Raw genomic sequence first — 12,885 nt, forward strand, 5'->3', positions numbered from 1 at the left:
TGGCGACAGGCTGGGCGCCTACGTCGCCCGTGCCCAACGCCATGCAACCGCACAAGACCGAACTTGGCCACACCGTGCTGCAGACGCACCGTGCCGCGCTGGACCTGCGCCAGCGGCGGGCGCTGATCCTGTGCGACGGCAAGCGCAACCTGGCCGAACTGAGCGGCATGCTTGGCAATGACGTGCCCGAGTTGATCGCGCAGCTGCAGCGCGACGGCTACCTGCAGGTGGACCCGCCACCTGCGCCCGCGCCTGCCCCACTCCCGGCTGCCCCCGCTGCAGCCGCCGAGGCCGTGGCTGCAGCATCGGCACCGCAGCGTGCGCCTGTGGAGCGGCGGCGCTCGATGGTGGCCGCCCGCATCTACGTGCTGGATATCCTGGCACTGCAGCGCAATCCCTTCGCGGCGCAACTGCACAAGCTGCTGCAGGCCGCACGCGAAGAAGGCGACACGGTGAACGCACTGAAGCTGGCGCTCAGCCATCTTCCGGCAATGACCTCCGACGGCTATACCCAGCGCGTGCGTGGGCGCCTGCAGGAAGTGCTGCCGGAAACGCATCTGGCAGCGGTGCTGGAACCAGCACCGCTGCCAGCCTGACTCAGCCCTTCGGCAGCGCGAAGTTGTTGCGCAGCCCACTCCAGCAGGCCTGGTAGCCGCGCTGGCGGTGCGCGGCCTCCATTGCCTGTTCGGTCGGGCAGATCACGCCACGGGTTTCGAACATGAAGGCCATGGTGTCGGTGATGACGTCGGGCTTGGACAGATCGGCCTGCGAGGCCTTGTCGAAGGTGGCCGCATCCGGGCCATGGCCGGTCATGCAGTTGTGCATCGAGGCACCGCCCGGTACGAAGCCCTCGGCCTTGGCGTCGTAGGCGCCGTGGATCAGGCCCATGAACTCGCTGGCGATGTTGCGGTGGAACCACGGCGGGCGGAAGGTGTTCTGCGCCACCAGCCAGCGCGGCGGGAAGATCACGAAATCCAGGTTGCTGGTGCCCGGGGTATCGCTGGCCGAATGCAGCACCAGGAAGATCGACGGGTCCGGATGGTCGTAGCTGATCGAGCCGATGGTGTTGAAGTGGCGCAGGTCGTAGCGGTACGGCGCGTAGTTGCCGTGCCAGCCGACCACGTCCAGGGGAGAGTGGCCGATGTCAGCGCGCCACAGGCGGCCCTGGAACTTCGCCACCAGCTCGAACTCACCATCGACGTTTTCGTAGGCGGCGACCGGGGTTTCGAAATCGCGCGGGTTGGCCAGACCGTTGCTGCCGATCGGGCCGAGGTCGGGCAGCTTCAACAGCGCACCGAAGTTCTCGCAGACATAGCCACGCGCCTGGCCATCGGGCAGCTCCACCGCGAAACGCACGCCGCGCGGAATCACCGCGATCTGCTGCGGTTCGATCTCGATCACGCCCAACTCGGTGCGCAGGCGCAGGCGGCCGAGCTGCGGCACGATCAGCAGCTCGCCATCGGCGTTGTAGAAGTAGCGACCGCGCATGTCGGCATTGGCCGCATACAGGTGGATGCCGGCGCCGCTATGGGCTTCGGCCGAGCCGTTGCCGCCCATCGTGTACAGGCCCTCGACGAAATCGGTGGGCGTGGTGGGCAGCGGCAGCGGGTCCCAGCGCAGCTGGTTGGGCGAAGCGGCCGCATGGCTGAAATCGCTGTGCAGGCGCGGCTGCTCGAACGGTGTGAACTCACCGTGCATCGCCGCCGGGCGGATGCGGTACAGCCAGCTGCGGCGGTTGCTGCCGCGCGGCGCGGTGAAGGCGGTGCCGGTCAGCTGCTCGGCATACAGCCCGTGCGCCACCTGCTGCGGCGAATTGCGACCCACCGGCAAGGTGCCGGGCACAGCCTCGGTGGCGAACTCATTGCCGAAGCCGGATTGATAAGCGTTGCTGACCATGGTGACGGCCTATGTTTTGCGATTGAGCCCCTCTCCCGCTTGCGGGAGAGGGGTTGGGGTGAGGGGAGCTTTTGACTTGATCCTAAGGCAACTGGCGACCTGGGTGCGGCGGAAATCAACAGCAACTGCAAGAGCTTGCCCTCACCCCAACCCCTCTCCCGCAAGCGGGAGAGGGGCTTTGAGCAAAGGCTTCGAGCAAATGCCTCAAGCAAATGCCTCAAGCAAAGGCCTCAAGCAAAGCGCTTACAGCACACCACGGTCCATCTGGTCGCGCTCGATGCTTTCAAACAAGGCCTGGAAGTTGCCTTCGCCAAACCCTTCATTGCCCTTGCGCTGGATGATCTCGAAGAAGATCGGGCCGATGCAGTTCTTGGTGAAGATCTGCAGCAGCTTGCGCTGCTTGGTTTCCGGGTCGGCGTCGATCAGGATCTTGTTCCTGCGCAGGCGCTCGACGTCTTCGCCGTTGTTCGGGATGCGCAGGTCGACCACGTCGAAATAGGTGTCCGGCGTATCCAGGAACTCGATGCCCTGTGCACGCATCGCTTCGACCGTGTCGTAGATGTTGTCGGTGAAGCAGGCGATGTGCTGGATGCCCTCGCCCTTGTAGGCATCGAGGTATTCGTTGATCTGGCTCTTGGGGTCGGAGGACTCGTTGAGCGGGATGCGCACGATGCCGTCCGGCGCGGTCATTGCCTTGGACACCAGGCCAGTCTTGGCACCCTTGATGTCGAAGTAGCGGATCTCGCGGAAGTTGAACAGGCGCTCGTAATAGTCCGACCACTGCTGCATGTTGCCCAGGTACAGGTTGTGGGTCAGGTGGTCGATGAAGGTCAGGCCGAAGCCGACCGGGTTCTGCTCGGCACCGTCGATGACCTCGTAGTCGGCGTCGTAAATGCTGCCGGCAGTGCCGTAGCGGTCCACCAGGTACAGCATGCAATCACCGATGCCCTTGATCACCGGTGCCGGTACCGCGCGGGTTTCGGCCAGCAGGTCCACTTCCTCGGCACCGTTGCCCAGGGCCGCCGACAGTACCTCGGCGGCCGGCTTCTGGAAGCGGATGGCGAAGCCGCAGGCGCTCGGGCCATGCTTGGCGGCGAAGTCGGCGGCGAACGAATTGGGCTCCTCGTTCACAAGAAAGTTGACGCCGCCTTGACGGTAGACGGTAATAGCACGCTGCCGGTGGCGGAGTACGGCCGTGAACCCCATGTTCTTGAAGTAGGCGTGCAGCTGGGCAGCCTGCCCAGCCGGTGCGGCGAACTCGACGAACTCAAAACCATCGATGCCCATCGGGTTTTCAAAGGTGGTGACCTGCATGCCCAGGTTGGGCGCGTTGGATGCGGTTGGGGTATTCATGGGTTGCCTCCGGGAGCATGGCGGTCGCCGGGGTACCGGCGATGAAAACAGGAAGATCCGCCGCAAAAAGCGGGTCTGGACCGAAGGTTATAGTTTCACATGAAACCACCATCAAGGTGCACTGCAGCATGAGCTCTTCCGATTACAGCAAGTCCACCAGCATCCGCGCCTCGCACGTGTTGCTGGATCTTGAGCAGTTCCTGCCTTACCGCATCAGCGTGTTGTCCAACCGGGTCAGCGGCAACATCGCCCGGCTGTACGGCGAGCGCTACGGCCTGGCCATTCCCGAATGGCGGGTGATCACCATCCTGGCGCTGTACCCGGGCTCCTCGGCCAGCGAAGTGTCCGAGCGCACGGCAATGGACAAGGTGGCCGTCAGCCGCGCCGTGGCGCGCCTGCTGGAACGCGGTTTCATCAAACGCGAGACCCATGGCGATGACCGTCGCCGTTCGGTGCTGGCGCTTTCTGCCGCAGGCTTCGAGGTCTACGAGACCATCGCGCCGATGGTGATCGAGATGGAACGGCGCCTGATGTCGGCGCTCACCGAGGAAGAGGAACAGGTACTCGAACGCCTGATCACGCGCCTGGCCGACGCCGGCCTGCAGCGCATGAACGAGGGTTGATCGTCAGCGACGATCAGCTCAGGTGCTTGCGCCGCGCATAGATCCACGGCGCGGCAAGGGCCGCGATCGCACCACCTGCAAAACCCAATGCCGCCGCCACCGCCGCCGCTTCCACGCGGCCGGGCAACGCCAATGCTGCAAGCAGCAACAGGCCGGCCGGCAGACCGATGAACGAGGTCAGGAAGAACCGCCAGCGCGGCACCCAGGTGTGCAGCTGCATCAGGCTGGCGCCGGTCCAGGCATCGTTGGCCTGGTCACGTCCAATTTTGTCCACAAGCTTGACCAGGTCGACTTCGGCGGCGCCCTTGCCCATGCGCGCCAACGCCAATGCCGCGTCAACTTCGGCGGGTGCAGGCCAGTTGGATGGCCATGCCTGCGGCGCCGCCACGCCATAAGCCGTCAGCAATGGCAACGACAAGGCCGGCACCGGCAATGCGCGCAGTCGACGCTTGTCCATCACACACCAGAACTGGGTCAGACCGCCGTTGCTGACCTGATACAGCGCCAACTGCTCCGGCGCCGGATAAGGCAGCGCGGTCACCCGGGCGGCCATCGATTCCACGCCCATCGCGCGCAGGAAACCGACACGGCTGCGGCCGGCGTGTGTCCAGCCCAGCCCCAATGGCGACAACAGCATGACTTCGGCGTGATCGCTGACGCCGCTGTTGGCGCGCTCATCGCTGGCCAGATAGGCTGACAAGGAATTGGGTTCGGCCACATCGGGCTTGCCCCAACGCTGCGAATGGCCGAGCAGGAACTTCAGCGGCACGCGCGCAGCGATGGTCTCGCCACGTACGTTGTCGGAGGCGAACGGCACCACGCTGGCAACAAAGGCACGCAATTCGTTGCCAGGCGACGCGCTCCATTCCGGCGGCAACAGCCCGGCCAGCAGGCCGTTGCGCGCAACCTGGTCGATCTGCTCCTTCTGCTCCACCAGCCGGGTGACCGCCGACTGCAACATGATGTTGGGCGGCACCGCCGCCTGTGGCAGCCGGTAGCGCGGCGGCGGTGCGGACTCTTCCGGTGCTGCGCTTTCGTCCAGCAGTTCGTCCACCGTGGGCAGGCTGGTACTGGCAAGGTCCTGCTCAACAGTGGCGGTGCTGGAATCGGGGCTGGCAGCTGGCTGCATGATGAGGAAGGGCAAGACGCCGGATGCAGAGGGATTGATCCGTTAGCGGCCGCGCGCGAACAAAATGAAGACGACGGCTGTTGCCCCCTCCCTTGCGCATCGCGCAGGGGAGGGCTGGGGAGGGGTGCTTTGGCTTTGGCTTTGGCTTTGCTTCCAGCCGACAGCTAACAGCAAAATCAAAGGCACCCCTCCCCAACCCTCCCCTTGGCCTTTGGCCAAAGGGAGGGGGCAACGAAAACGGCGCCTTTCGGCGCCGTTTTCGTTCAATCACATCGCAGCCTTACTTCGCCGGCGGTGCCCATTCCTTCAGGAAGGCATCGAACTTGGCGCGGTCATAGCCCTTGCCTTTTTCCAGGTCCCCGGTGAACTGCGAGTGCAGCAGCTTGCCCTCGGCGTCCAGCACGAACAGGTGCGGATAGCCCTTGATCTCGGGGAAGCGCGACAGGAAGGCGGCGTTCTCGTTGTCTTCGCTGTAGTTGACCTTCATCCACACATAGTTGGCATCGCGGAAACGGCGCAGCTCCGAATCGCCTTCCATGAAGGCATCCAGCAGGTGGCACCAGGAGCACCACTCGCCGCCCACGTCCAGCATGATCCGCTTGCCACCACGCTGGGCCTCGACCTTGGCCGTTTCCAGGTCAGCGACCGGGTCACGGGCCGGGTCGAACTGCGCATTGAGCGCAGCCACCGCAGCGATATCCGCTGCGGTGGGGGTGTTGCCCGATGCCACCGGTTGGCTGGTATCGGCCACCGGTGTCTTCTGTTCGGAGGTATCCAGCGGCTGCACTTTCTCAGGCTTGGCAGCGGGCGGTTGATTGCAGCCGACCAATGCCACGCTGAGCAACAGGGGAAACATTCCAAACAGCAGTTTCATCGCCAACTCCTTACTTCACGCCATGCATCAGTTTCTGCACCAACGGGGCGATCAGGAACAGCAGCACGCCGCCACCGATCAGGATCCAGAAGCCCATGGTGTAGCCGGAATGGGCCGACTGCACGGTCATGCCGCCGGCGCCACTGACGTGACCGGCAAACAGGCCCGCCAGATTGTTGCCGATGCCGGTGGACAGGAACCAACCACCCATCGCAAAGCCGACCAGACGTACCGGTGCCAGCTTGGTCACCATCGACAGGCCGATCGGCGACAGGCACAGCTCACCGATGGACTGGATCCAGTACACGGCGAACAGGGTCCAGAACGGGATCTTGTTGGTGCCCGGGTCCAGCAGGCTGGACAGGGCGAACATCAGCAGCAGGAAGGCCAGGCCATTGAAGATCAGGCCCAGGCCGAATTTGCGCGGGATCGACGGGTTGGCCTTGCCCAGGCGCACCCACAACCAGGCCAGGACCGGCGCCAGGGTGATGATCGCGATCGAGTTGACCGACTGGAACCAGGCGGTCGGGAAAGTCCAGTCACCGAACTGACGGTCGACGATGCGGTCGGCCAGGAAGGTGAAGGAACTGCCGGCCTGCTCGAAGAACATCCAGAACAGCACGTTGAAGGTGAAGATGATCAGCATGGCGATCACGCGGTTGCGCGAGACCTTGCCTTCGCGGCTGCCTTCGACCAGCAGCATGATGCCCAGGCCGATGAACATCACCGTCAGGATCACCTGCAGCACGTTGGCGCCGGCATTGAGCAGGCCGTACATCACCGGGATGGCAACCAGGCAGGCGATGGCGGTCTTGATCACCGGACCACTGCCCTGCTTGTCCGGCAGCGGCGCACCGATACCCTTGAGGTGGCGACGCTCCAGCTGGAACCAGAACAGGCTGATCAGCATGCCGACGCCCGAGGCGATGAACACCATCTTGTAAGCCGGCATGGCGTCGGTGCCGAACACCTTCTGCGCCAGGATCTGGGTGAGGATCGGCGAGATCATCGCACCCATGTTGATGCCCATGTAGAAGATGGTGAAGCCCGAGTCACGGCGCTCGTCATCCAGCTTGTACAGCTTGCCCACCATCGTGGAGATGTTCGGCTTGAACAGGCCGTTGCCGACGATGATCGTGGCCAGGCCCAGGTTGAACACCTGCGGATTGGGGATGGCGATCATGAACAGGCCGGCGGCCATGATCACCGCGCCCATCAGGATCGAGCGTTGGTAACCGATGATCCGGTCGGCCGCGTAGCCACCGAAGATCGCCGCCGCATACACCAGCGCCAGGTAGGCACCATAGGTGTGATTGGCCGGGGTTTCGCCCGCTGCGTTGCCGCCGTGGAACTGCGCCACGATGTACAGCACCAGCGCCCAGCGGATGCCGTAGAACGCAAAGCGTTCCCAGAACTCGGTCATGAACAGCATCCACAACGGACGCGGATGGCCGAGGGTGGTCTTGAACTCCGGCACGGGCGCCGGGGTTGATGCGGAATTCGGCGCGGCAGCGCTCATGCGGTGTCCCCTGGTGATTCGGTGGGTAAGTGATGCAAGCAAGTCGGCCGGAACCGGCGCGACGGGCGAGGATCACAGAAGCGTCGGCTTCACGTCAAATACATACTGCTGCAACCAAGTGCTGCGCCAGGTCCGCGCGGGGCCACCGGGGCCTCGCCCAGGACCCCGCGCAAGTGGCTGAATAGGTTGGATTTTCAATCCCGGAATCAGGTTCAGGCGTCGCCACGGATGGTGGTGCGGACTTCGAACAACTCGGGGAAGAAGGTCAGCTCCAGCGCCTGCCGCAGGAAGCCCACACCGCTGGAACCACCGGTACCGCGCTTGAAACCGATCACCCGCATCACGGTGCGCATGTGCCGGAAGCGCCACAGCTGGAACTGGGTTTCCAGGTCCACCAGGTCCTCGCACAGCGAATACTCACGCCAATAACGGTCGGTGTCCTGATAGATGTTCTCGAATACCTGGCGCAGGGCCGGGTCGCTGATATGCGACTGGGTCCAGTCGTGGCCTTCATAGGCCGCCGGGATGGCATGGCCGAAGCGCGCCAGGTAGGCCAGGAACTCCTCATACAGGCTGGGCGCTTCCAGCACCTCGCGCAGCTGCGCCTGCCCTTCCGGGTCGTGCGCAAACACATTGAGCATGTCGGCGTTCTTGTTGCCGAGCAGGAACTCGATATAGCGGTACTGCAGCGACTGGAAGCCCGAGGACGGGCCCAGCACATCGCGGAAGCCCATGTACTCGGAGGGGGTGAGGGTTTCCAACACCGCCCATTGCTCGGTCATCAGGCGCAGCACCTGCTTGGCCCGGGCCAATACCTTGCGGCACTGCCAGACCTCGTCGCGCTGCATATGCGTCCGCGCCGCGCGCAGCTCATGCCCCAGCAGCTTCAGCCACAGCTCCGAGGTCTGGTGCTGGATGATGAACAGCATTTCGTCGTGGTGCGGCGGGTTGGACAGCGGCTGCTGGGCCGACAGCAACTGGTCCAGGCGCAGGTAGCCCCCGTAAGTGAGCCGGCCCTGCAGGTCGGTATGGATACCGGCTTCGAGCTCACGCTGGTTCTTTTCTACGGTCATCGGCCTGGCCATCGGATGGGGCGGCAAGGGTAACGCAGCGTTGGACCTTCTGTAGTGCCGACCCATGGTCGGCAAGGGGGTTACCGGTAATGCCCCTGCCGACCATGGGTCGGCACTACGCCCCCTCCCTTTGTCGAAGGCAAGGCGAGGGTTTGGGAGGGGTGCCCTGGATCTGGCTTCCGCGCAAACGGAATCGAAACACGCGCAAACCCAAGCAGCGCGACAATGTGCCGTTCCTGTTGTCACAGACTGAATACGTTGGAATTGCTCGCCCGGATCTCGTTGCGCGGAACAAACCTGGCCTGTGCCCGGTCAATCTTGTTGCGGCGCAGGACGGCTTTTTCGGACTGAGTCCTTACCATGCGTAATTCCTATCATTTGAAACCATCTGTTCAAGGTGTTGCTGCAATGACGGTTTCCGCCCAGTTCCAAATCGATTACCTGCAGTACCTGGATGCCGACGGCAACCTGGTACGTGACGATCTCCCCGCCTCGCTGCGTGAGCCGCGCTCGCTGCTGCCGATGTTCAAGCAGATGCTGGCCACGCGGGTGTTCGACACCAAGGCCGTGGCGCTGCAGCGCACCGGCAAGCTCGGCACCTTTGCCTCCTGCCTGGGCCATGAAGCGGCCCACGTCGGCATCGGCGCGGCCATGAAGAGCGGCGACGTGTTCGCCCCCAGCTACCGCGAGTACGGCGCCATGTTCATGCGCGGCGTGCGCCCGCGCGACGTGCTGATGTACTGGGGCGGCGACGAGCGCGGCAGCGACTACGACCGCAACAGCGATGCGGCCCGCGATTTCCCGATCTGCGTACCGATCTCCACCCAATGCCTGCATGCGGCCGGCTCGGCACTGTCGTTCAAGCTGCGCAACATGCCGCAGGTTGCAGTCACCGTCTGCGGTGACGGCGGCAGCTCCAAGACCGACTTCTATGCCGCAGTGAACTCGGCCGGCGCCTACAAGCTGCCGCTGATCCTGTGCGTGGTGAACAACGGCTGGGCCATCTCGGTGCCCCGCTCGGCCCAGACCGGCGCCGAGACCCTGGCCCAGAAGGGCCTGGCCGGCGGCCTGTTCTGCCTGCAGGTGGACGGCAATGACCTGATCGCCGTGCTGGCCGCGATGGAACAGGCACGCGAGCGCGCCCTGTCCGGCCAGGGTGGCACGGTGCTGGAATTCCTCACCTACCGCCTCTCCGACCACACCACCGCCGACGACGCACGCCGCTACCGCGACGACGCCGAAGTGAAATCGGCCTGGCTGAAGGAGCCGCTGATCCGCCTGCGCAAGTACCTGACCGCGCACGGCGTGTGGAGCGAGGAAGAAGAAAAGAACTGGATCGCCGAATGCGGCACCCGCGTCGACGAGGAGGTCAACGCCTACCTCAACTGCCCGGTGCAGCCGGTCGAGGCGATGTTCGACTACCTGTATGCCGATCCGCCGCCGGACCTGCTGGCGCAGCGTGCTGCCGCCATCGCCCTGGAGCAGCGCCATGGATGACATCAAGCGCAATGCTGCCGTCACCTCGGCCAGCCACGATCACGGCGTCGCGCACAGCGCGGCGAGCAACAGCGGAGACACCCCGATGACAGCCACCCCGATCACCCTCATCGAAGCCGTCACCCAGGCCCTGGCCTGGGAAATGGAGCACGACCCCTCGGTGCTGGTGCTGGGCGAGGACGTGGGCGTCAACGGCGGCGTGTTCCGCGCCACCGCCGGTCTGCAGCAGCAGTTCGGCCCGCAGCGCGTGCTCGACACCCCGCTGGATGAAACCACCATTGCCGGCCTCACCGTCGGCCTGGCCGCGCAGGGCATGAAGCCGGTGGCTGAAGCCCAGTTCGATGGCTTCGTCTATCCGATGGTCGATCACCTGATCTGCCATGCCGCGCGCCTGCGCAACCGTACCCGTGGCCGCCTGCATTGCCCGATGGTGCTGCGCGTGCCGTGGGGCGGTGGCATCCGCGCGCCGGAACACCACAGCGAAGCCAACGAAGCCATCTTCACCAATGTGCCGGGCATGCGCGTGGTGCTGCCGTCCAGCCCCCAGCGCGCCTACGGCCTGCTGCTGGCCGCCATCCGCGAGCCGGACCCGGTGATCTACATGGAGCCCAAGCGCATCTACCGCCAGTACAAGGAAGTGGTCGCCAACGACGGCGAAGCCCTGCCGCTGGACGTCTGCTTCGTGCTGCGTGACGGCACCGACGTCACCCTGGTCACCTGGGGTGCACAGGTCAAGGAAGCACTGGAAGCAGCCGACAAGCTGGCTGGCGAAGGCATCAGCGCCGAAGTCATCGACGTGGCCACGCTGCGTCCGCTGGACTTCGCCACCATCGCCGAATCGGTGGCCAAGACCGGCCGCTGCGTGATCGTGCAGGAGGCACCCAAGACCGCCGGCTTCGGTGCCGAGATCGCCGCGCGCCTGGCCGAGGAATCGATGTACGACCTGCTGGCACCGGTCGAACGCGTTGCCGGCTACGACACCCACATCCCGCTGTTCCGCCTGGAAATGAAGTACCTGCCCAGCGTTGAGCGGATTGTGAGCGCCGCCAAGCGCGCGGTCGCGGCGGGCTGACATGCTGGCACGCTTGATTGGCAGCTACCGCAGCCAATACCGCAACCCCCTGCAGTTCCGTACCGGGCAGATCGTCGAGCTCGGTGTCCGCGACGAGGAATGGCCGGCCTTCGCCTGGGTGAAAACCAGCGAAGGCAGCGCCGGCTGGGCGCCGGTCGCCTGGTTGCAGGTATTGGACAATGGCCGTGCCGAAGCGCTGCGTGACTACAGCGCACGCGAGCTGGACGTTGACCGCGGCGAGCAGGTACGGCTGCATCACGAACATGGTGGCTGGTGGTGGTCCGAGCGCGCCGATGGCGCGCAGGGCTGGCTGCCAGCGCGCGAACTTGAATTGCTGGAAGAGAAACTCACATGAGCCAGACCAAGAATTTCAACCTGCCCGACCTGGGCGAAGGCCTGCCGGACGCGACCATCGTGGAGTGGTTCGTCAAGGAAGGCGATGTGATCAAGCTCGATGAGCCACTGGTGGCCATGGAGACCGCCAAGGCCGTGGTCGAAGTGCCCTCGCCCTATTCCGGCAAGGTACTGAAGTTGGCCGGCGGCGCCGGCGACATCGTCGTCACCGGCCACGTGCTGGCGAGTTTTGAGCTCGACCCCAACCTGCCGCAGCGCGCCGAAGGCCAGGACACCGGCCATCACCACGGCGCGCCGGCCGAGGCTGCGCCTGCACCCGTCGCCGCGCCGGCACCGGTGGTCGCCGCTGCCGCCGAACGTGCCGACGAAGGCACCGTGGTTGGCGCGATGGTCAGCTCCAATGCCGTGCACACCGAACAGGCCGTGGCCGTCGGCGGTGTGAAGGCGGTACCGGCCGTGCGCGCGATGGCGCGCAAGCTCGGCGTCGACCTGGCCCGCGTGCGCGCCACCGGCGCCGACGGCGCGGTGACGATGAATGATGTGAAGCAGGCGGCGGCGAATCCGTCCGCTTTGCTCCCCTCTCCCGCCGGGAGAGGGGCTGGGGGTGAGGGTCCGACCTCTAGTAGTGCAACTGCCGTACCCTCACCCCAACCCCTCTCCCAGGGGGAGAGGGGCTCAAGCGCCCGCACCCCGCTGTCCGCCGCCGGCAAGCCGATGCGTACCGCCCCTCCGGGCGTGGTCGCCAAGGGCCAGCCGGAACCGCTGAAGGGCGTGCGCCGCAACATGGCGCGGGTGATGGCCGACGCACACAGCAAGGTCGTGCCGACCACGCTCAGCGACGACGCCGACATCCATGCCTGGGCGCCGGGCAACGACATGACCTCGCGCCTGGTCCGCGCCATCGTCAGCGCCTGCCAGGCCGTGCCTGCGATGAATGCCTGGTTCGACGGTGACAACCTCACCCGCACCCTGCATGCGCAGGTCGACATCGGCATCGCCGTGGACACCGACGACGGCCTGTTCGTGCCGGCCCTGCGCAATGCCGACATGCTCGATGCACGTGGCGTGCGCGAAGGCATCAACCGTCTGCGCCAGCAGGTCGAAGACCGCTCGATCGCGCCGTCGGAGCTGAGCGGCTACACCATCAGCCTGTCCAACTTCGGCATGTTCGCCGGCCGCTACGCCACCCCGGTGGTCGTACCGCCGTGTGTGGCCATCGTCGCCGCCGGTCGTGCCCGCTTCCAGGTCACCCCGGTGATGGGCGGCATCGAAACCCACAAGGTCATCCCGCTGTCGGTCACCTTCGACCACCGCGCCTGCACCGGCGGCGAAGCCGCGCGCTTCCTGCGCGTGCTGATCGACGACCTGGCCAAGGCTCACTAACAATTTGTTGGTAGTGTTGTTTGAGGCCCGCAGCGATGCGGGCCTTTTTTTGCCTGGTATTTGCATTGGGCACGCTTGTGCCTTGCTTTGGGTCTGCTTGCTAGAAGCTTCC

12 protein-coding genes are annotated in these 12,885 nt (G+C 65.1%); 6 read left to right on the forward strand and 6 right to left on the reverse strand.

Annotated features, from left to right (window positions below):
• The first annotated feature begins 41 nt into the window (after positions 1-41).
• Positions 42-596 (forward strand): hypothetical protein, encoded by a 555-nt coding sequence (locus RT131_RS05295; protein ID WP_313170908.1) that lies wholly within the window; start codon positions 42-44, stop codon positions 594-596.
• A gap of 1 nt (position 597) precedes the next feature.
• Here RT131_RS05295 and hmgA read toward each other — a convergent pair whose 3' ends face one another.
• Together hmgA and hppD are read right to left on the reverse strand one after the other, a co-directional pair.
• A complete protein-coding gene (gene hmgA, locus RT131_RS05300; RefSeq protein WP_313170910.1) occupies positions 598-1,896 on the reverse strand; it encodes a homogentisate 1,2-dioxygenase in 1,299 nt (432 codons plus the stop codon).
• Between the two features lie 243 nt (positions 1,897-2,139).
• Complete coding sequence (gene hppD / locus RT131_RS05305; RefSeq protein WP_313170912.1) at positions 2,140-3,249, reverse strand: 4-hydroxyphenylpyruvate dioxygenase; 1,110 nt, start codon at positions 3,247-3,249, stop codon at positions 2,140-2,142.
• 128 nt (positions 3,250-3,377) lie between these two features.
• Between hppD and RT131_RS05310 the strand changes: the two genes are divergently transcribed.
• A complete protein-coding gene (locus RT131_RS05310) occupies positions 3,378-3,872 on the forward strand; it encodes a MarR family transcriptional regulator (RefSeq protein WP_057626456.1) in 495 nt (164 codons plus the stop codon).
• Between the two features lie 13 nt (positions 3,873-3,885).
• Here RT131_RS05310 and RT131_RS05315 read toward each other — a convergent pair whose 3' ends face one another.
• The 4 genes from RT131_RS05315 to RT131_RS05330 form a co-directional block, all read right to left on the reverse strand.
• Entirely contained in the window at positions 3,886-5,001 is a 1,116-nt protein-coding gene (locus tag RT131_RS05315; protein WP_313170914.1) for a hypothetical protein, read from the reverse strand.
• Positions 5,002-5,281: 280 nt separating this feature from the next.
• A complete protein-coding gene (locus RT131_RS05320; protein WP_313171339.1) occupies positions 5,282-5,857 on the reverse strand; it encodes a thioredoxin family protein in 576 nt (191 codons plus the stop codon).
• 28 nt (positions 5,858-5,885) lie between these two features.
• Positions 5,886-7,394 (reverse strand): oligopeptide:H+ symporter, encoded by a 1,509-nt coding sequence (locus tag RT131_RS05325; RefSeq protein ID WP_313170916.1) that lies wholly within the window; start codon positions 7,392-7,394, stop codon positions 5,886-5,888.
• Positions 7,395-7,606: 212 nt separating this feature from the next.
• Complete coding sequence (locus RT131_RS05330) at positions 7,607-8,467, reverse strand: tryptophan 2,3-dioxygenase family protein (protein ID WP_313170918.1); 861 nt, start codon at positions 8,465-8,467, stop codon at positions 7,607-7,609.
• A 408-nt stretch (positions 8,468-8,875) separates the two neighbouring features.
• Between RT131_RS05330 and pdhA the strand changes: the two genes are divergently transcribed.
• The 4 genes from pdhA to RT131_RS05350 are packed head-to-tail and all read left to right on the forward strand — an operon-like array spanning position 8,876 to position 12,773.
• On the forward strand, positions 8,876-9,964 hold the full coding sequence (pdhA, locus tag RT131_RS05335) for a pyruvate dehydrogenase (acetyl-transferring) E1 component subunit alpha (protein ID WP_313170919.1): 1,089 nt from the start codon (positions 8,876-8,878) through the stop codon (positions 9,962-9,964).
• A complete protein-coding gene (locus RT131_RS05340) occupies positions 9,957-11,036 on the forward strand; it encodes an alpha-ketoacid dehydrogenase subunit beta (protein ID WP_313170921.1) in 1,080 nt (359 codons plus the stop codon). The genes pdhA and RT131_RS05340 overlap by 8 nt, the downstream gene beginning before the upstream one ends.
• A 1-nt stretch (position 11,037) precedes the next feature.
• Positions 11,038-11,391, forward strand: a complete 354-nt coding sequence (locus RT131_RS05345) for an SH3 domain-containing protein (protein WP_313170923.1) — start codon at positions 11,038-11,040, stop codon at positions 11,389-11,391.
• The gene (locus RT131_RS05350; RefSeq protein ID WP_313170925.1) at positions 11,388-12,773 is read left to right on the forward strand and encodes a dihydrolipoamide acetyltransferase family protein; all 1,386 of its coding nucleotides are present in this window, start codon (positions 11,388-11,390) and stop codon (positions 12,771-12,773) included. The genes RT131_RS05345 and RT131_RS05350 overlap by 4 nt, the downstream gene beginning before the upstream one ends.
• Positions 12,774-12,885: the final 112 nt, after the last annotated feature.

It is taken from the genome of Stenotrophomonas sp., from assembly GCF_032066555.1.
GTDB lineage: Bacteria > Pseudomonadota > Gammaproteobacteria > Xanthomonadales > Xanthomonadaceae > Stenotrophomonas.